The organism is Streptomyces sp. AC602_WCS936 (assembly GCF_019049125.1).
Taxonomy (GTDB): domain Bacteria; phylum Actinomycetota; class Actinomycetes; order Streptomycetales; family Streptomycetaceae; genus Streptomyces.
The window spans coordinates 13,904-32,754 of the sequence record NZ_JAGMUF010000017.1 but is presented as its reverse complement, the minus strand read 5'-3'; the positions used below and the strand labels follow the sequence as shown (position 1 = coordinate 32,754).

At 72.7% G+C, this 18,851-nt stretch carries 19 protein-coding genes; 4 read left to right on the top strand and 15 right to left on the bottom strand.

Annotated features, from left to right (window positions below; translation table 11 throughout):
• Nucleotides 1-40: 40 nt before the first annotated feature.
• Complete coding sequence (recX, locus tag KUM03_RS07880; RefSeq protein ID WP_217246300.1) at nt 41-775, bottom strand: recombination regulator RecX; 735 nt, start codon at nt 773-775, stop codon at nt 41-43.
• A gap of 3 nt (nt 776-778) precedes the next feature.
• Complete coding sequence (recA, locus tag KUM03_RS07875) at nt 779-1,897, bottom strand: recombinase RecA (RefSeq protein WP_217246299.1); 1,119 nt, start codon at nt 1,895-1,897, stop codon at nt 779-781.
• A 277-nt stretch (nt 1,898-2,174) separates the two neighbouring features.
• Here recA and KUM03_RS07870 point away from each other — a divergent pair, with 277 nt between their 5' ends.
• The gene (locus tag KUM03_RS07870) at nt 2,175-2,375 is read left to right on the top strand and encodes a type II toxin-antitoxin system VapB family antitoxin (protein WP_217246298.1); all 201 of its coding nucleotides are present in this window, start codon (nt 2,175-2,177) and stop codon (nt 2,373-2,375) included.
• 5 nt (nt 2,376-2,380) lie between these two features.
• Here the strand turns inward: KUM03_RS07870 and KUM03_RS07865 are convergent, their stop codons facing one another.
• Together KUM03_RS07865 and KUM03_RS07860 are read right to left on the bottom strand one after the other, a co-directional pair.
• Nucleotides 2,381-3,625, bottom strand: coding sequence for an AI-2E family transporter (locus KUM03_RS07865; protein ID WP_308406279.1), 1,245 nt, complete (start codon nt 3,623-3,625; stop codon nt 2,381-2,383).
• 60 nt (nt 3,626-3,685) lie between these two features.
• Nucleotides 3,686-3,880: a DUF3046 domain-containing protein gene (locus tag KUM03_RS07860; protein ID WP_007445009.1), complete on the bottom strand. Its 195-nt coding sequence runs from the start codon at nt 3,878-3,880 to the stop codon at nt 3,686-3,688.
• An 80-nt stretch (nt 3,881-3,960) separates the two neighbouring features.
• Between KUM03_RS07860 and KUM03_RS07855 the strand changes: the two genes are divergently transcribed.
• Complete coding sequence (locus tag KUM03_RS07855; RefSeq protein WP_217246297.1) at nt 3,961-4,914, top strand: hypothetical protein; 954 nt, start codon at nt 3,961-3,963, stop codon at nt 4,912-4,914.
• Nucleotides 4,915-4,955: 41 nt separating this feature from the next.
• On the opposite strand, the gene KUM03_RS07850 is transcribed toward KUM03_RS07855, so the two are convergent.
• Genes KUM03_RS07850 through KUM03_RS07840 form a run of 3 tightly spaced genes read right to left on the bottom strand, consistent with a single transcriptional unit; the run spans nt 4,956 to nt 6,867 of the window.
• The gene (locus KUM03_RS07850; protein ID WP_217246296.1) at nt 4,956-5,264 is read right to left on the bottom strand and encodes an AzlD domain-containing protein; all 309 of its coding nucleotides are present in this window, start codon (nt 5,262-5,264) and stop codon (nt 4,956-4,958) included.
• Nucleotides 5,261-6,004, bottom strand: coding sequence for an AzlC family ABC transporter permease (locus KUM03_RS07845; protein WP_217246295.1), 744 nt, complete (start codon nt 6,002-6,004; stop codon nt 5,261-5,263). Before KUM03_RS07845 ends, KUM03_RS07850 begins: the two co-directional genes overlap by 4 nt.
• Nucleotides 6,001-6,867, bottom strand: a complete 867-nt coding sequence (locus tag KUM03_RS07840; protein WP_217246294.1) for an AraC family transcriptional regulator — start codon at nt 6,865-6,867, stop codon at nt 6,001-6,003. Before KUM03_RS07840 ends, KUM03_RS07845 begins: the two co-directional genes overlap by 4 nt.
• 175 nt (nt 6,868-7,042) lie before the next feature.
• Between KUM03_RS07840 and KUM03_RS07835 the strand changes: the two genes are divergently transcribed.
• Nucleotides 7,043-12,136, top strand: coding sequence for an ATP-dependent helicase (locus KUM03_RS07835; RefSeq protein ID WP_217246293.1), 5,094 nt, complete (start codon nt 7,043-7,045; stop codon nt 12,134-12,136).
• Between the two features lie 23 nt (nt 12,137-12,159).
• Nucleotides 12,160-13,011, top strand: a complete 852-nt coding sequence (locus KUM03_RS07830) for a DNA-formamidopyrimidine glycosylase family protein (RefSeq protein WP_217246292.1) — start codon at nt 12,160-12,162, stop codon at nt 13,009-13,011.
• Nucleotide 13,012: 1 nt separating this feature from the next.
• Here the strand turns inward: KUM03_RS07830 and KUM03_RS07825 are convergent, their stop codons facing one another.
• The 8 genes from KUM03_RS07825 to KUM03_RS07795 all read right to left on the bottom strand — a co-directional run bounded on the left by KUM03_RS07825 (nt 13,013) and on the right by KUM03_RS07795 (nt 18,793).
• A complete protein-coding gene (locus KUM03_RS07825; protein ID WP_217246291.1) occupies nt 13,013-13,498 on the bottom strand; it encodes an SRPBCC domain-containing protein in 486 nt (161 codons plus the stop codon).
• Between the two features lie 95 nt (nt 13,499-13,593).
• A complete protein-coding gene (locus tag KUM03_RS38170) occupies nt 13,594-13,896 on the bottom strand; it encodes a hypothetical protein (protein WP_308406277.1) in 303 nt (100 codons plus the stop codon).
• A gap of 7 nt (nt 13,897-13,903) precedes the next feature.
• Nucleotides 13,904-14,374, bottom strand: coding sequence for a Dps family protein (locus KUM03_RS07820; protein WP_217246290.1), 471 nt, complete (start codon nt 14,372-14,374; stop codon nt 13,904-13,906).
• 228 nt (nt 14,375-14,602) lie between these two features.
• A complete protein-coding gene (locus KUM03_RS07815) occupies nt 14,603-14,983 on the bottom strand; it encodes a helix-turn-helix domain-containing protein (RefSeq protein ID WP_007387871.1) in 381 nt (126 codons plus the stop codon).
• Between the two features lie 109 nt (nt 14,984-15,092).
• Complete coding sequence (locus KUM03_RS07810) at nt 15,093-15,638, bottom strand: CinA family protein (RefSeq protein ID WP_217246289.1); 546 nt, start codon at nt 15,636-15,638, stop codon at nt 15,093-15,095.
• On the bottom strand, nt 15,635-16,339 hold the full coding sequence (gene pgsA / locus KUM03_RS07805) for a CDP-diacylglycerol--glycerol-3-phosphate 3-phosphatidyltransferase (RefSeq protein ID WP_217246288.1): 705 nt from the start codon (nt 16,337-16,339) through the stop codon (nt 15,635-15,637). Before pgsA ends, KUM03_RS07810 begins: the two co-directional genes overlap by 4 nt.
• On the bottom strand, nt 16,336-17,826 hold the full coding sequence (gene rimO / locus KUM03_RS07800) for a 30S ribosomal protein S12 methylthiotransferase RimO (protein WP_217246287.1): 1,491 nt from the start codon (nt 17,824-17,826) through the stop codon (nt 16,336-16,338). Before rimO ends, pgsA begins: the two co-directional genes overlap by 4 nt.
• A gap of 91 nt (nt 17,827-17,917) precedes the next feature.
• The gene (locus KUM03_RS07795; protein ID WP_217246286.1) at nt 17,918-18,793 is read right to left on the bottom strand and encodes a helix-turn-helix domain-containing protein; all 876 of its coding nucleotides are present in this window, start codon (nt 18,791-18,793) and stop codon (nt 17,918-17,920) included.
• Between the last annotated feature and the right edge of the window lie 58 nt (nt 18,794-18,851).

Genomic DNA, 18,851 nt, shown 5'->3' with positions numbered 1-18,851 from the left:
GCCGGCCGGACGCTTCCGAGACCCGGCGCCCTGGTACCGATCAGAATCCCTCCTCGCCGAGGAACTCCGTGTCCTCGCCCTCCTCCTCCAACGCCTGGCGGACCACCCGCAGGGCCATGCCCTCGGGATAGCCCTTGCGGGCGAGCATGCCCGCGAGGCGGCGCAGTCTCTTGTCGCGGTCAAGGCCCCGGGTGGCGCGCAGCTTCCGGGCGACCAGCTCGCGTGCGGTCTCCTCTTCCTGCTCGGAGTCCAGCCGGGAGACCGCTGCGTCGATGAGCGTGGTGTCGACGCCCTTGGTCCGCAGCTCCCTGGCGAGGGCGCGCCGGGCCAGCCCGCGGCCGTGGTGCCGGGACTCCACCCAGGCGTCCGCGAAGGCGCTGTCGTTGATCAGTCCGACCTCCTCGAACCGGGACAGCACCTCCTCGGCGGCCTCGTCGGGGATCTCTCGTTTGCGCAACGCGTCGGCGAGCTGCTTGCGGGTGCGCGGGGTCCCGGTGAGCAGGCGCAGGCAGATCGCCCGTGCCTGCTCCACCGGGTCCCGCGGAGGTTCCGCCTTCTCGGCCCTCGACGAGGAGGTGGCGCCTCCGTCCTCCGCGGACGGCTCCGCGCGCTCGCGCCGGCGCCGTCCGCGCCCGCCGCCCGTTGTTCCACGGCCCCGTCCGCCTGCGCGGCGCGCCTCGCCGTCACCGTGGCGCGCCTCGCCTCCGTCACCGGCGTCGACGGCGAACGAATCCGTCTCGTACGTGGTCACCGCCCAGTCGGTTCGTCGCGTCACGGATCAGCTCTTGGCTGCCGCGGCCTTGGACTTGGTGGCCTTGGCGGTCGCGGGGGCGGGCACCGCCGGTGCGGCGTCGGCCGCGGCGGCGTCCGGTGCCGGCTCGGTGGCCGCCGGCTCCTCGGGACGGACCCCGACGCCCAGCTTCTCCTTGATCTTCTTCTCGATCTCGTTGGCGAGGTCGGGGTTGTCCTTGAGGAAGTTGCGCGCGTTCTCCTTGCCCTGGCCGAGCTGGTCGCCCTCGTACGTGTACCAGGCGCCGGCCTTGCGGACGAAGCCGTGCTCCACGCCCATGTCGATCAGACCGCCCTCGCGGCTGATGCCCTGGCCGTAGAGGATGTCGAACTCGGCCTGCTTGAAGGGCGGCGCGACCTTGTTCTTGACGACCTTGCAGCGGGTGCGGTTACCGACTGCCTCCGTGCCGTCCTTCAAGGTCTCGATGCGGCGGATGTCGATGCGCACCGAGGCGTAGAACTTCAGCGCCCGGCCGCCGGTCGTGGTCTCCGGGGAGCCGAACATGACGCCGATCTTCTCGCGGAGCTGGTTGATGAAGATCGCGGTGGTCTTGGACTGGTTGAGCGCGCTGGTGATCTTCCGGAGGGCCTGGCTCATCAGCCGGGCCTGGAGGCCGACGTGGCTGTCGCCCATCTCGCCCTCGATCTCCGCACGCGGCACGAGCGCGGCGACGGAGTCGATGACGATCAGGTCGAGGGCACCGGAGCGGACCAGCATGTCCACGATCTCCAGGGCCTGCTCGCCGTTGTCCGGCTGGGACAGGATCAGGTTGTCGATGTCGACGCCGAGCTTCTGCGCGTACTCGGGGTCGAGGGCGTGCTCCGCGTCCACGAACGCGACCTGGCCGCCGGCCTTCTGCGCGTTCGCCACGGCGTGCAGGGTCAAGGTCGTCTTGCCCGAGGACTCGGGGCCGTAGATCTCCACGACCCGGCCACGCGGGATGCCGCCGACACCGAGGGCCACGTCGAGCGCGGTCGACCCGGTCGAGATGACCTCGATGGGCTCCCTCGACCGCTCGCCCATGCGCATGACCGCGCCCTTGCCGAATTGCCGTTCAATCTGTGCGAGCGCGGCGTCCAGGGCCTTCTCGCGGTCGGTTCCTGCCATGGGTTCCACCCGGTTTGCTTGATTCGATCGCTTCACGTCAAAGACGCTAATGCCTGCCACTGACAATGCGCCCCGATGCGGGTCCGGCCTGTGGATAACTCGGGCACTTCTCCGTCCAAACCCAGTCGAATCACCCGTCACGAGCCTCGCCGGAGCCTCCATGAGAATGGATGTTCGATTTTCGTGTCAAGCGCACCACGCGGCTCCTCCGAGCGTACGTCTGCCGGCCCGGCGGCCACCTGGCTAGAGTGCGGTCGCGACGAGAAGAGGGGGCACCGTGGCCAAGATCAACATCAGTCTTGACGCCGAACTGGTGGTGGAGGTGATGGTCCTGGCCGGCATCGGCTCGCCCCAGGACGCCGTCGAGGCGGTGGTGCGGGACTACATCGCCCGCGGCCACCGCACGGAGACCCGCACCGGCGGCACGGACCTCGGACTGCGGGAGGTCGACGCCAAGCCGCAGGAGCCGCAGGGCTGATTGGCCTAAGAGCCGGCCCCGTCCTCCGGCCTCTTGGCCCACAGCTTGCGCAGACGCGTGGAACCTCCGGCCCCGGCCGGCCGGCGGATCCGGCGTCCGTGGACGCGCGGATCGTCCGTGACGTCGTAGCGCTTGACGTACGCCCCCAGGAACGCCTGCAGCGTGGCGATCGCCGGAATGGCGATCAGCGCACCGACCGCACCGAGCAGGGCTGTGCCCGCGACGACCGAGCCGAAGGCGACCGCGGGGTGGATGTCCACGGTCTTGGACGTCAGCTTGGGCTGCAGCACGTAGTTCTCGAACTGCTGGTAGATCACCACGAAGACCAGCACCCACAGCGCGTACCAGGGGTTGACCGTGAAGGCGATCAGCATCGGCAGGGCACCCGCGAGATAGGTGCCGATGGTGGGGATGAACTGCGACACCAGGCCCACCCACACGGCGAGCGCGGGGGCGTACGGCACCTCCAGGAACTCCAGCAGGATGTAGTGCGCGACACCGGACACGAGCGCCATCAGACCGCGCGAGTACAGATAGCCGCCCGTCTTGTCGACGGCGATCTCCCACGCGCGCAGCACCTCGGCCTGCCGGGCGGGCGGCAGGACGGAGCAGAGCGCGCGTCGCAGCCGGGGGCCGTCGGCGGCGAAGTAGAAGGAGAACAGCAGGATCGTCAGCAGCTGGAAGAGCCCGCCGAGTACCTGGGCCGACACGTCCAGGACGCCGGTGGCGCTGTTCTGCACGTAGTTGCGCAGCCAGTCGGAGCGGAGCAGGCCCTCCTGGATGTCGACCCGTCTCAGCTCGGTGTGGAAGTGGCCGTTGACCCAGTTGATGACGGAGTCGAGGTACTCCGGGAAGTCCTCGACCATCTTGACGATCTGGCCCGCGAGCATGGAGCCGAGCAGCGTGACGAACCCGGCGGCGGCGATCAGCACGAGGAGGAACACGAAGAAGGTGGCCAGTCCGCGGCGCATGCCGCGCCCGGCCATCCAGCTCACCGCGGGCTCGATGGCGAGGGCCAGGAAGAACGCGATGAGGATGTTGATCAGCAGGCCGGTGAGCTGGTGGAAGGCCCAGCTGCCCAGCTGGAAGACGGCGATGAGCGCGAGAGCGAGCACCATGGCGCGCGGCAGCCAGCGCGGCATGCGCGCGCCCGGCCCGGCGGCGCCCCCGGGCGGGGGCGGGTCGGGCGGCGTCGTGCCGGTCGTGGATGCGTGCCGGGTCGCCTGCCCGGTCTCGTCAGTGGGTGCCACGGATCAAGTCTCACCCACGCCGCGGACGGCGGAGTCCCGTTCGCTGATCTTCATGCCCGGTCAGCGCTGCTCCCGCGGCACGTTCATGACGGTGCAGACCACCCGCCACACGTCCTTGGCGTCCCAGCCGGCGTCCAGCGCCTCGTGCACCGTACGCCCGCCCAGCTCCGCCATCACGTGATCGCGCGCGAAGGTGTCGGCGTAGCCCGGACCGAAGTGATCCGTCATCCGCTCCCAGAAGACCGTCAACCGCATGACTCCAGTATCCCGCCCCTGAGGGTGGGCCCCGTGCCGGGACCACGTACCGGGACCGCTTTCCGTCCTACGGTCTGACCATGGCCGAAAACGGATCTTCCCCACTCCCCACGACACCCCCGCCTCCCGCCGGGCGCTCTCCGCTCGCATGCGCGGAGCACTTCGTCTGGCTCACCGCGCGGGTGCTGGAACAGCGCCTGTTCGCGTACCACTTCCGCGACGGCGACGCCCGTCCGGTGGAGAGCGCCCTGGACGCCTACCGCAACGAGGACGGCGGGTACGGTCACGGGCTGGAACCCGATCTGCGCGGCCCGGTCAGCCAGCCTCTGCACACCGCGCGTGCCTTGCGCGTCCTGGACGCCGTCGGCAGCTGCGGCGGACAGCGCGTGGAGCGGATGTGCCGCTACCTGACCTCCGTGTCCACGCGGGACGGCGCCCTGCCCGCGGTCCATCCCAGTCAGCGGGGGTATCCGGCGGCCCCGTTCGTACCGGTCGTGGACGACCCGCCCGGCGAGCTGCTCGCCACGGGGCCGGTGGTCGGCCTGCTGCACCGCAACGACGTCTGGCACGCCTGGCTGTTCCGGGCGACGGACTTCTGCTGGCAGGCGGCGGAGTCGCTGGAGACCTCTCACCCCTACGAGATCGAGGCCGCCGTGGCCTTCCTGGACAGCGCTTCCGACCGTCCCCGCGCGGAGGCGGCCGCCGACCGGCTGGGCCGACTCGTGCGCGGACAGCGCCTCGCGGTGCTGGACCCGGACGACCGCGACGCGTATCCGGTCTCCCCCGGCTACGCCCCGGGCGAGCACCACTTCCCCCACGACTACGCGGGCCACCCGCACTCCCTCGCGCGCGCGTGGTTCACGGACGCCGAGATGGCCCGCTCCCTCGACTTCCTCGCCTCGGAGCAGGAGGAGGACGGGGGCTGGCCCGTCCGTTGGCGCCGCTGGGCAGCCGCTCCCGCCCTGGAGGCCCGTCCCGGGGTGACGCTCGAGGCCCTGCGCACGCTCCGCGCGTACGGCCGCCCGATCGGCTGATCGGCTGACCGGCTGACCGGGCTCGTGGGCTTGCGGGCTCGTCAGCCGCCCATGGCCCGTACGCCCGCGGTCACCACCACGGCCGCCGCGACGACGAGCAGGAACGGCGCGCGCAGGACCAGCGCCAAGGCTGCCGCGGCGACTCCTGCGGCCCGCGCGTCCAGCACCAGCGTCTGCCCGTCGGCGAAGGTCTGCTGCGCGGTGAGCGCGGCGAGGAGCGCCACGGGCAGCAGGGCGGCGAGGCGCCGGACCAGGGGCCGCTCCAGCGCGCCCGCGGGCACCAGCAGCCCGATGAGTTTGACGGCATAGCACCCCACCGCGGTCACGCCGATCGCGATCCAGACGCTCAACGGTCCTCCTCCCGCGCCAAGTCCCGACCGGCCCCGCTCCCGCGGCGTCCGCGCGCCCAGAGGACGACCGGGGCCGCCAGTGCGGCCACCAGAACGGGCACACCGGCGGGAAGGACGGGGAGCAGGCCGAGCCCCAGGAGGACGGCCAGGGCGGCGACCATCCTTTCCGTGGTGGTCCTCAGCATCGGTGCGAGCAGCGCCAGGAAGACCGCGGGCCCGGCGGCGTCGAGCCCCCAGGCGTCGGTGTCCCCGATGGCCTCCGCACCCAGCGCGCCGAGCAGGGTGGTGAGGTTCCACAGCAGGTACAGGGTGAGTCCGGTGACCGTGAACCCGATCCGGACGCCGCGCCGCGTGGGCTGGGCGAGGGCCACGGCCGTCGTCTCGTCGATCACCCACTGCGCGGCGAACGGGCGCACCGCGCGCGGGAGGGCCAGCAACTGCGACAGCCGCAATCCGTAGAAGGCGTTGCGCACGCCCAGGAAGAAGGCCCCCGCCGCGGCGGTGAGGGGATTTCCGCCGGCCGCCAGCGCCCCCACCAGCGCGAACTGGGACGCCCCGGTGAACACCAGGAGGCTGAGCGCGCAGGTCTGCGCCAGTGTCAGTCCGCTGCCGGCCGAGGTCACCCCGAAGGCGAACCCGGACAGTCCGACGGCGACTCCGACACCTAGGGCGTCCCGTACGACGGCGGCGTCCGGCTTGCCCTCCACGTTCGTTTCCGGGACTACTGTCTGATCTGTCACTCCTCGGACGGTAGGAGAAGTCTCCGCCGCGCGTCTTGTACGTTCTTGCGCTCCCGCTGGTAGGCGCCGGGCGGCACACCCACGATCCGCGCGAAGTGCCGGTTCAGGTGCGGCTGGTCGGTGAAGCCCACCGCCACGGCGGCCTCGGCCGGTGACGTCCCGGTGTCCAGCAGCCGCCGTGCCCGGCGCACCCGGGCGTCCGTCAGCCAGGTGTGGGGCGGCATCCCGTAGGCGTCCCGGAAGGCGCGCAGCAGCGCGAAGGGACTGCTGCCGAGTTCGGCGGCGAGCCGTTCCAGACTCGGCGGGCCGGCCATCCGCTCCTCCAGCACGGCACGCGCGCGTGCCGCGATCCGCGTCCCGGCCGTACGCACCTCCCGGCGCGGCAGCGCACCGCCGTTCAGCCGCAGCAGCCGGGTGACGGCCACGCGCAGCAGGGTGTCGGCGGCGAGCGCGTTCCCCTCGTCGGCGGCCCGCAGCACGCGGTGCACCAGCTCGACGGTGTACGGGTCGTCGAGCACCGGCCTGACGAATCCGGGCGTCCCGCGCAGCGTGGTCGTCTCCGCCGCGATGCCGGCCACGAGCTCGGGCGCCGGGTAGACGGCCCCGTAACGCCAGCCCTCCGGTACGCCTGCCCGGCCCGTGTGCGGGGTGTCCGGGTTGACGAGGGCCAGCGATCCGGCCCCTGCGTGCTGGTCGCTCCCGCCGTGGTGGAAGATCTCCACTCCGTCGGCGATGGCGGCGATGACGAAGTGCTCGTGCGTGTGGCGGATGAAGGTCTTCCGTATGTACTGGGCTCGGAGCAGGTCGACGCCGGGCAGCTCCGGGTACCGCCAGTGCCGCGCCCGCTCACTCGATCCCGCCATGCGTCCATTCTCCGTCACCGCTTCCGCGCGGCCCCGTCGGTCGGCAGCGGCCACCCGCCGCGCCCGTCCCAGTCAGCCGGGCGACGCGACGCTGCCGCCCTGCCACCGCAGCCGCAGGCACCCCGCATCCGCCCAGCTCAGGCCGATTGTCAGTGCTCGGGTGCACGATGGATCCATGGTCAGCTCCGCACACCGAGCCCTGAACGGCTTCTCCCCCGCGACCCGCGGCTGGTTCACGGGGGCCTTCTCCGCGCCCACCGCCGCCCAGGCGGGGGCGTGGCAGGCCATCTCGGAGGGCTCCGACGTCCTGGTGGTCGCCCCCACCGGCTCCGGCAAGACGCTGGCCGCCTTCCTCGCCGCCCTGGACCAGCTGGCCTCGACACCTCCGCCCGCCGACCCCAAGAAGCGCTGCCGGGTCCTGTACGTCTCCCCGCTCAAGGCCCTGGCCGTCGACGTCGAGCGCAATCTACGCAGTCCGCTGACCGGCATCCGCCAGGAATCCGTGCGCCTCGGTCTGCCCGAGCCCGAGGTCAAGGTCGGTACCCGCTCCGGCGACACCCCGGCCGCCGAGCGCCGTGCCCTGTCCACCCGTCCGCCGGACATCCTGATCACCACCCCGGAGTCCCTGTTCCTGATGCTGACGTCGGCCACGCGCGACGCGCTGACCGGCGTCGAGACGGTGATCCTGGACGAGGTGCACGCGGTGGCGGGCACCAAGCGCGGCGCCCATCTCGCCCTCACCCTGGAGCGGCTGGACGAGCTGCTGCCGAAGCCGGCCCGCCGCATCGGGCTGTCGGCGACGGTCCGCCCCGTGGACGAGGTCGCCCGGTTCCTGGCCCCGCGCGGCAAGGTGGAGATCGTCCAGCCGGAGTCGGGCAAGGAGTTCGACCTGTCCGTCGTCGTCCCGGTCGAAGACCTGGGCGAGCTGGGTGGCTCCCCGGTCGCGGACGGCAACGAGGGCGCGGAGCGACCGTCGATCTGGCCGCACGTCGAGGAGCGCATCACCGACCTCGTCCAGTCGCACCGCTCCACGATCGTCTTCGCCAACTCCCGGCGCCTGGCGGAACGCCTGTGCAACAGGCTCAACGAGATCGCGTACGAGCGGGCCACCGGCGAGCCGCTGGGCGAGCACCACTCCCCCGCGGAGCTCATGGGCGGGTCGGGCGCCGCGCAGGGTGCCCCGCCCGTGATCGCCCGCGCCCACCACGGCTCGGTCTCCAAGGAGCAGCGCGCCCTGGTCGAGGAGGACCTCAAGGCGGGCCGCCTGCCCGCGGTGGTGGCGACGTCCAGCCTGGAGCTGGGCATCGACATGGGCGCCGTCGACCTGGTCGTCCAGGTCGAGTCGCCGCCCTCCGTGGCCTCCGGCCTCCAGCGTGTCGGCCGCGCGGGACACCAGGTCGGCGCCGTCTCCACGGGCGTGGTCTTCCCCAAGTACCGCGGGGACCTGGTGCAGGCGGCCGTGGTCACCGAGCGGATGCGCGACGGCGCCATCGAGGCGCTCAGGATCCCGGCCAACCCGCTGGACGTCCTGGCGCAGCAGATCGTGGCGATGACGGCCCTGGACACCTGGCAGGTCGACGACCTGCTCGCCACCGTCCGCCGCGCCGCCCCGTTCGCCTCGCTGCCGGAGTCGGCCTTCACGGCGGTCCTGGACATGCTCGCGGGCCGCTATCCGTCCGACGCCTTCGCGGAGCTGCGCCCGCGCGTGGTGTGGGACCGGGTGGCCGGGACGGTCACCGGCCGGCCGGGCGCGCAGCGCCTCGCGGTCACGTCCGGCGGCACGATCCCCGACCGCGGGCTCTTCGGTGTCTTCCTCGCCGGAGCCGACCCGAAGAAGGGCGGCGGCCGGGTCGGCGAGCTCGACGAGGAGATGGTGTACGAATCCCGCGTGGGGGACGTCTTCACGCTCGGCACCAGCTCCTGGCGGATCGAGGACATCACCCGCGACCGGGTGCTGGTCTCCCCGGCTCCCGGTGTGCCGGGCCGGCTGCCGTTCTGGAAGGGCGACCAGCTGGGCCGCCCCCTGGAGCTGGGCCGCGCGCTGGGCGCGTTCCTGCGCGAGGTCGGCTCCCTCGCCAAGGAGGACGCCCGGCTGCGCCTGGTCACCGCCGGGCTGGACGCCTGGGCGGCGGACAACGTGCTGTCGTACCTCGACGAACAGCGCGAGGCCTGCGGACACGTCCCCGACGACCGCACCATCGTGGTCGAACGGTTCCGGGACGAGCTGGGCGACTGGCGGGTCGTGGTCCACTCCCCCTTCGGCGCGCAGGTCCACGCCCCGTGGGCCCTGGCGCTCGGTGCCAAGCTGACCGAGCGGTACGGCATGGACGCGCAGGTCATGCACGCCGACGACGGCATCGTGCTGCGCCTGCCGGACGCCGACCTGATGGGCCTGGACTTCCTCGACCAGGACCCCGCGAAGCCGGGCCTCGAGTACGACGCCGAGAAGGCGCCCGTCGGCGCGGCCGACGTCGTCTTCGACAAGGGGGAGGTCGACCGGGTCGTCACCGACCAGGTGGGCGGCTCGGCGCTGTTCGCGTCCCGGTTCCGTGAGTGCGCCGCCCGTGCGCTGCTGCTGCCGCGCCGCAGCCCCGGCAAGCGCACCCCGCTGTGGCAGCAACGGCAGCGCGCCGCGCAGTTGCTGGAGGTGGCGAGCGAGTACGGCTCGTTCCCGATCGTCCTGGAGGCGATCCGCGAATGCCTCCAGGACGTCTTCGACGTGCCCGGGCTGGTCGAGCTGATGGGCGACCTGGAGTCGCGCAAGGTGCGTCTGGTCGAGGTCACCACGCCGGAGCCGTCGCCGTTCGCCCGCTCGCTGCTCTTCGGCTACGTCGCACAGTTCCTGTACGAGGGCGACTCGCCCCTCGCCGAGCGCCGGGCCGCCGCCCTGTCGCTGGACTCCCGGCTGCTGGCGGAACTGCTCGGCCAGGCGGAGCTGCGCGAGCTGCTCGACGCGGAGGTGCTGACCGAGCTGGAGCGCGAGCTGCGGTGGCTCACCGACGACCGCCGGGTGAAGGACCCGGAGGGCGTCGCGGACCTGTTGCGGGTGCTCGGTCCGCTCACCGACGCCGAGCTGGCCGAGCGGGGTGCCGAGCCTCGGTGGGCGCCGGAGCTGGCCGCCGCGCGGCGCGCGATCAAGGTGCGGATCGCCGGGGCCGACCACTGGGCGGCGATCGAGGACGCGGGGCGGCTGCGCGACGCGCTGGGCACGGCCCTGCCCGTCGGCGTGCCGGAGGCATTCACCGAGCCGGTCAAGGACCCCCTCGGCGACCTCCTCGCCCGCCACGCCCGCACCCACGGCCCGTTCACGTCGGTCACCGCGGCGGCCCGCTTCGGCCTCGGCGTGGCGGTCACCGAGGGCGCCCTGCAGCGGCTCGCGGCGGCGGGCCGGGTCGTGCAGGGCGAGTTCCATCCGGCCGGTATCGGCCAGGAGTGGTGCGACGCGACCGTCCTGCGCCGGTTGCGGCGCCGTTCCCTGGCCGCGCTCCGGCACGAACTGGAGCCGGTTCCGCCGGCCGCGCTCGGGCAGTTCCTCCCCCAGTGGCAGCACATCGGCAAGGGGCACGCACTGCGCGGCGTCGACGGGCTGGTCCGCGCGGTCGAGCAGTTGCAGGGCGCCTCGGTGCCCGCCTCGGCCCTGGAGAAACTGGTCCTGCCGTCGCGGGTCGCGCACTACAACCCGGCGATGCTGGACGAGCTCACGGCCGCCGGCGAGGTGGTGTGGGCCGGAGCCGGCTCGCTCCCCGGCAAGGACGGCTGGGTCTCGCTCTACCTCGCGGACGCGGCCCCGGTGCTCCTGCCGCCTCCGCACCCCCTGGAAACGACCGCTCTGCACGAGTCCGTCCTGAGCGCCCTCTCGGGCGGGTACGGCCTCTTCTTCCGCCAGATCGCCGACCAGGTCCGTGCGACCACCCACCCGGACGTCACCGATCCACAGCTGGCCGACGCCCTGTGGGAGCTGGCGTGGTCCGGACGGCTGACCAACGACACGCTCGCGCCCCTGCGCTCCCTGCTGGGCTCCGGCCGCACCGCGGGTTCCACCGCTCACCGCGCCAAGCGATCCGTCCCGCGCGGACGCTACGGCTCGCTCACGGCCGCCGCCCGGCCCGCCTCCCGCGGCGGCCCGCCGACCGTCGCCGGACGGTGGTCGCTGCTCCCGGCCCGCGAGCCGGACACGACGGTGCGCGCTCATGCGCTGGCCCGCACGCTCCTCGACCGGCACGGCGTGGTGACCAGGGGCGCGGTCGCCGCCGAGGGCGTCGAGGGGGGTTTCTCGGCGGTGTACCGCATTCTGGCCGCCTTCGAGGAGAGCGGGCAGGCCCGGCGGGGCTATGTCGTGGAAGGGCTCGGGGCGGCGCAGTTCGCCATGGAGGGCGCCGTGGACCGGTTGCGTGCGGTGGCGAACGCCCGGGAGCGCGGCGAGGGCCCTCCGGGACCGGCGCCCCTCGCCGGCGGCCCCGACAGCCCGGCGGCGTCCGACGGCTTCCCCGGCCCGGTCCCCGGCTCGCCCTGGGCCGGCCCCTACGACGGCTCGTTCGACGCCCCGTCCGACGGCTTCCCGCCCGGCAGCCACGGGTCGCCGCCCGGCGCTTCCGGCGCTTCCGGCACTTCCGGTGCCCCGGACCCCTGGGACGACGTCTTCGCGGATCCAGACGGTCTGGGCCGGTCCCCGTCCCGTGGTGACTACATCTCACCCCGCGACTACACCTCACCCCGCGACTACGCCGAGCCGGGCGCCGGCGGCCCGCGCGGCGGCGGCGCACAGGGCGGTTCCGGCAGCTTCGGAGGGCCCCCCGGAGGCGCTGACGGCGGCTTCGGCGGCCGGCGCGGTCCGTACGGCACCGGATTCGCCGACCGTCGCGGCCGTGCTCCCGCCGGTCCGCCCGCCGTCGTACTGGCCGCCGCCGACCCGGCGAACGCGTACGGCGCCGCGCTTCCCTGGCCCGAGCCCCCGGCCGGCTCCACGCACAAACCCGGCCGCAAGGCGGGGTCCCTGGTGGTGCTGGTCGAGGGCGAGCCCGCGTTGTACATGGAGCGCGGCGGCAAGACGCTCCTGCTGTGGCCGTCCGCCCCCGACGGTCTGCCCACGGACGATCCGCGCCTGCGCGCGGCGACGGAGGCGCTCGCCGATGCTGCCCGTGCCGGTTCCCTCGGCACGGTCACGGTGGAGCGTGTCAACGGCGCGGCGGCTCTGACCTCCCCGTTCGGCCCGCTGCTGGAGAACGCGGGGTTCGTCGCCACCCCGCGCGGTCTGCGCATCCGCGCCTGAGCCTGCCATGCCACCCTTGACCCATGCCCGAAGGAGACACGGTCTGGCAGGCCGCGCGGCGGTTGCACGACGCCCTCGCGGGCGAGGTGCTGACGCGCAGCGACTTCCGCGTCCCCCGCTACGCCACGGCCGACCTGACCGGCCGCACGGTCCTGGACGTCACCCCGCGCGGCAAGCATCTGCTGGCCCGCGTGGAGGGCGGTCTGACGGTGCACTCGCACCTGCGGATGGACGGCTCCTGGAAGGTGTTCGCGGCGGGCCGGCGCTGGAGTGGCGGGCCGGCGCACCAGATCCGCGCCGTGCTGGGCACCGTCGACCGCACGGCCGTCGGCTACCGCCTCCCGGTGCTGGAGATCCTCCGCACGGCCGACGAGGGGCGCGCCGTCGGCCACCTCGGCCCCGACCTGCTGGGCCCGGACTGGGACCCCGACCAGGCGTTGGCCAACCTGCTGGGTGACCCCGCCCGCCCCCTAGGCGAGGCCCTGCTGGACCAGCGCAACCTCGCCGGTATCGGCAATGTCTACAAGTGCGAGCTCTGTTTCCTGCTCGGCGTCACTCCCTGGCTGCCCGTCGGCGAGCTGCCCGCCACGCACGCCGCGAAGGTACCCGCGCTGGCGAAGCGGCTGCTGGAGGCGAACCGCGACCGCCCGGTCCGCCGTACGACGGGGAGCCTGCGCGGCGCGGACCTGTTCGTGTACGGCCGGGCACCCCGGCCCTGCCTGCGCTGCGGTACCCCGGTCCGGGTGGCCAACCAGGGCGACGGCTCGCGTGAGCGTCCCACGTACTGGTGCCCGGTCTGCCAGGCCGGCCCCGCCCCCGTTCGCGCCGCCACCGGCCCGCGGGGCGAGCCCGGGTGGCAGCGCGGGCCGCGCTGACTCAGCCGACGAGCAGGCCGTCCATCTGGCCGGCCGCCTCGCGCAGCCCCTCCTCCATGCCCATCTTCATCAGCTGGTCCATCTGCTCCCGGGTGTCGAAGACCGACAGCATCTCCATACGGGTGCCGCCGTCGCGCTCGGTGAGCGTCACCCTGGTCGTGGTCGTCGGCATGTCGGCGTCGGGCACACCGTCCTGGTCGGCGAACCCGTCGGTGAACTCCAGGGACGTCGGCGCGTCCACCGTGGCGACCCGCCACCAGCCGCGGTACTTGTCCCCCTCCGGTCCGGTCATGAAGTACGTGACGTCCCCGCCCGGGGTCAGGTCGTGCTGTTCCACCGTCGCCGGGTAGGTCGGCGGGCCCCACCAGCGCTCCAGCTGCCGGGGGTCGGACCACAGCTCCCACACCCGTTCCACGGGAGCGGAGAAGTCGGCGATCGGGGTGAGGGTCAGGTTCTCGAGGTCCTTGTTCAGACTGGTGACGCTCATCGATCCGGTCCTTCCATCGGGTTGGGCGCGTCGTCGGGGTCTGCTTCTGCGGCGAGCAGTAAGCGCTGCCGCCCGAAGCCCTTGCAGCCGCTGAGTCATGTCCCCGTCCGGCCGGGCCCCTCCGGACCTCGGCCCCCGTCCGCACCACCCCTCGGCGATCCCCGGCCGCCCACGGCCGCGAGCAGTGCCCGCCGCCACCGCCCCGCGCCCATCGCCCCCACCGCCTGCCGCCTGGGAACGCAGTGCACCGGCAGCACACTCAGCCCCCAGCCACCGACCGCGACCGCCCCTTCGAGCACCCCGGCCCCGGGTTCGAGCGCCAGGCGCAGCACGGCCCACCACCACAGCGTGCCGGCCCCCAGCGCGGCCGCCCGGCGAGCGGCCCGCGCCGACACCACGGCCGCGTCAGCCGTTCCCGGCCTGGAACATCCAGTGCTGCTTCTCGAGATCGGCGGTGATCTGGATGAAGATGTCCTGGCTCACCGGGTCGGGGTCCCCGGTCGCCGCGATCCGCTCCCGCATCCGCGTGATCACCGCGCCCAGCGCGTCCACGATCGTCTGCACCGCGGTGTTGTCGTCGACCCATCCGTCCGGCGTCACGTCGATGCCGCTGCCGACGGCCACGGTCGCGGCACGCCCGTCAGGGGAGACTCCCAGCGCCGAGGCCCGCTCGGCCACGGTGTCCGAGTGCGTGCGCGCGGTGTCGACGAGTTCGTCGAGCTGGAGGTGGACGGAGCGGAACCGCGGGCCGACCACGTTCCAGTGGATCTGCTTGGCCACCAGGGCCAGGTCCACCAGGTCCACGAGGCCGCCCTGGAGCGCCTCGGAGACGGCCTTCAGGTCCGCGTCGGACAACGGGCTCTTCACGACGTACATCCACACCTCCGTCGGTCGGCCCCCCGGCCGCTCCCGCCACGGCCAGTCCTTCCACGATGACCGCACCACCGAAGACCGGCAAACCGGACACGACCGGCCGTCACCCACCGGCGCTCCTGCCGCCGCACACGCAAGAGTCCCGAACACGCACGCAAAAACCCCGACCGCACCTCTCCGGCTTCCCGGAGAAGCCCCGGCCGGGGCCTCACACGCACACGTTCGCAGCGCTCAGGCGGCGACGACGTCCACCGCCTCCGCGGGCGCCTTGATGGTCACCCGTTCCGGCGGCACACCGGTCACCGACACGGAACCAAGCATCGGGCGAACCGGCGCGGGAACGGTCTCGCTGGGCGTGGCCGCAGCGGACTGGGCCAGCTCGGCGAGCGCGAGCTCGTCGCTCACTTCCCGCATGAGTTCGGACATCCGTACGTCCAGCGCGTCGCAGATGGCGGAGAGCAGTTCGGAAGAGGCCTCCTTCTGCCCCCGCTCCACCTCGGAGAGATAGCCGAGTGAGACTCGGGCGGACGAGGAGACTTCGCGCAGAGTACGGCCCTGGCGTTGGCGCTGCCGACGCAGCACGTCACCCAGCAGGCGACGGAGCAGAATCATCGGTGGCTCCCTCCTCGGACCGTGTAACCGCATCCTTCACGCCCCACCGTACCGCCTCGCGCCGCGGCCGTGCGGGGAGCGATGTCGTGTTCACTCAGGGCTGCAAACATCAAAACCCCCCGTTCCGTTCCGTATCCTGTGCCCGCTCATTCCCGGTCTGTTCGCCCGCAAGCCCCCTCAAGAGGAGTGCGAGTACGCTCCGTACACTCTCCATACGAATTTCCGCGCGATCGCCGTTCAACCGCAGCGCCTCCACTTTTCCGCCACGGGCGGAACCACCGTCTCCTGCGCAGGGCCCGTCCACGGCCACGAAGACCGTGCCCACCGGCTGTCCGTCCTGCGGGTCGGGGCCGGCCACGCCCGTCGTCGCGATGCCCCAGTCGGCGCCCAGCGCCTTCCGCACGCCCGCCGCCATCTGGGCGGCGACCTGCGGGTCCACCGCTCCGCGCGCCGTGAGCAGTTCCCCGTCGACGCCGAGCAGGTCCCGCTTCAGCTCCGTCGCGTAGGCGGTGACCGATCCCCGGAAAGCCTTGGAGGCGCCGGGGACCGCAGTGATCCCGGCCGCCACCAGTCCACCGGTCAGTGACTCGGCGACCGCGAGGGTCTCGCCCCTGACCGTGAGTAGCCGCACCACGTCGGCGGCCGTGGAACTCAAACTTCCGTCTCCTTCAACGCCGCTCTGCGCTCGGCGATTCCCCGGCGGCGCAGCACAATGGCCTGTTTCACGTAGTCCAGTCCGGTCGCCACGGTCAGGACGACCGCCGCCGCCATCACCCAGAACCTCAGGGTCGCCAGGGGGCCCGTCAGCGCCAGGACGTACATGCCGACGGCCACACCCTGGGTGAGGGTCTTGAGCTTGCCGCCCCGGCTCGCGGGGATGACGCCGTACCGGATGACCACGAAACGCAGCACGGTGATCCCGAGTTCCCGGCCGAGGATCACGGCCGTCACCCACCACGGCAGGTCACCCAGGGCGGACAGACAGATGAGCGCCGCCCCCATGATCGCCTTGTCGGCGATGGGGTCGGCGATCTTCCCGAAGTCGGTGACGAGGTTGTAGGTGCGCGCCAGGTGCCCGTCGAACAGGTCGGTGATCATGGCGACGGCGAAGGCGGCCCAGGCGAAGGAGCGCCAGGCCGGGTCGTACCCGCCGTTGCCGAGCATCAGGGCGACGAAGGCCGGTACGAGGAGCAGCCGGAGCATCGTCAGCAGATTGGCGACGTTCCACACGCTCGCCTGGTTGACGGCGGCGGCCGCGATCTTGCCGCCGCGCCCGGCGGCTCCGCCCTCGGTCGCACCGCCGGTCCTGCGCGCACCGGAGGAACCGCCCGCCGCGGACGCCGGGACTCCCGTCATCTGCCGGCCTCCTCACGCCACGCGGACGACCCCGGCAGCGGCTCGGCCACCAGGTCGACACCCTCCGTACCGACCACCTTCGCCTCGACCATACTTCCGACCCGCAGCCCTTCGCCGCTCGTGAGCAGCACCTGGCCGTCGGTCTCGGGCGCCTGGTGCTCCGCCCGCCCGCGGACGCCGTCCCCCTCGTCGGCGGAGTCGGCGGACTCCACGGACTCGACGAGGACCCGCACGGTCGCGCCCACGCGTTCCTCGGCCCGCTGGGAGACGAGTTCCTCGGCGAGGCGGGAGACGCGTGCCAGCCGCTCGGCGACGACGTCCTCGTCCAGCTTGTCGTCGTAGGTCGCCGCCTCGGTGCCCTCCTCGTCGGAGTAGCCGAAGACGCCGATGGCGTCCAGCCGCGCGTGGTTCAGGAACCGCTCCAGCTCGGCGAGGTCGGAGGCGGACTCGCCGGGGAAGCCCACGATGAAGTTGGAGCGCACGCCGGCCTCGGGCGCCTTGCTCCGGATGGTGTCCAGCAGCTCCAGGAAGCGGTCGGTGTCGCCGAAGCGGCGCATCGCGCGCAGCACGTTCGGCGCGGAGTGCTGGAAGGAGAGGTCGAAGTAGGGCACGACCTTCTCGGTGGAGGTCAGCACGTCGATCAGGCCGGGGCGCATCTCGGCGGGCTGGAGGTAGCTGACGCGCACCCGCTCGATGCCGTCGACCTCGGCGAGGTTCGGCAGCAGGGACTCCAGCAGGCGGATGTCGCCCAGGTCCTTGCCGTAGGAGGTGTTGTTCTCGGAGACCAGCATGATCTCCTTGACGCCCTGCTCGGCCAGCCACCGCGTCTCGTTCAGCACGTCGCTCGGGCGGCGCGAGATGAAGGAGCCGCGGAAGGACGGGATGGCGCAGAAGGAGCAGCGCCGGTCGCAGCCGGAGGCCAGCTTCACCGAGGCGACCGGGGAGCCGTCCAGACGGCGGCGCAGAGGCGCGCGGGGCCCGGAGGCGGGGGCGACGCCCTCGGGCAGGTCGGCCGGGGCGTGCCCGGGCAGGGCGACGGAGGCACCGGCCTCCTGGCGCTCGGCGGGGCTGATCGGCAGCAGCTTGCGCCGGTCACGCGGGGTGTGGGCGGCGTGGATGCCGCCGTTCAGGATGGTCTGCAGGCGGTCGGAGATGTCGGAGTAGTCGTCGAAGCCGAGGACGCCGTCGGCCTCGGGCAGCGCCTCGGCGAGCTCCTTGCCGTACCGCTCGGCCATGCAGCCCACGGCCACGACGGCCTGCGTTCTGCCGTGGCCCTTGAGGTCGTTGGCCTCCAGGAGGGCGTCTACGGAGTCCTTCTTGGCGGCCTCGACGAAGCCGCACGTGTTCACGACGGCGACGTCCGCTTCCTCGGCGTCGTCGACGAGCTTCCAGCCGTCCGCCTCCAGACGGCCTGCGAGCTCCTCCGAGTCCACCTCGTTACGGGCGCAGCCAAGGGTGACGAGTGCGACGGTACGGCTTTCAGGCATGGGCTCAAGAGTACTTCGTCCCGCCGACAGCCCATGTCGACGGGGTTGGCCGATCCCGGCCAACCCCGTGGTGACGCGTCCCCTCGGTCCCCTATCCGACCTGCGGGTCGCCCTTCGTGTACGTCAGGCGTTCCACGGCGCCCGGCTGGAAGTCGTCGTCGATCTTCTTGCCGTTGACGTAGAGCTCGATGGCGCCGGCGTCGCCGAGGACGAGCTTGATCTTCTCGTTGTCCTGGAAGGTCTTGGAGTCGCCCTTCTCGAGGATGTCGTCGAAGAGCAGCCGGCCGTTGTGGTCCTGGGCGGAGATCCAGCTGCGTCCGTCGGCGGCGGTGACCTTGACGGTCACTTTGTCCCGGGGCGCGGCGGCGATGGCGCTGTCGGTCGGCTCCGGCTTGGGATCGGCGGGCTTCTTCGGCTTGGCGCTAGGCGAGGCGGACTCGCCGGCCGACGGCTGGGCGCCCTCGGCGACGCTCGCCTCGTTGCCGCCGTCGTCGCCGCCCTTGACGAACGAGAAGCCGACGAAGCCGATCACGGCGACGATCGCGGCGACCATGGCGGCGGTCCAGTTGGGCCCGCGCCGCTCCGGACGGATGCGTTCCGCCTCGAACAGGGGAGCGGCCGGCGTCGGCGCCGGGCGGCCGCCGTGCTCGGCGTCGAACTGGGCGAGCAGTTCCGCCGGGTCCAGCCCGACGGCTTTGGCGAGGGTTCTGATGTGGCCGCGCGCGTACACGTCCCCGCCGCACGGAGCGAAGTCGTCCGCCTCGATGGCGTGCACGATGGCGATCCGGACCCGGGTGGCGGTGGTGATGTCGTCGACGGTCAGCCCGGCGGCGATCCGCGCCTGCTGCAGGGCGCGGCCGACGGAGGGGCCGGATTCCTGAGGGGCGTCTTCGGAGACCTCGTCAGGAACATCTGGGGACACGTCTGCGATCGGACGCTCGTCTTCAGGGGAGTTGCCGATGGACACGGGGGCGCCTTTCGAGCGTTTAGCCGCCTGTGCTGGACGTTCAGTCTAGGGGGGGTGC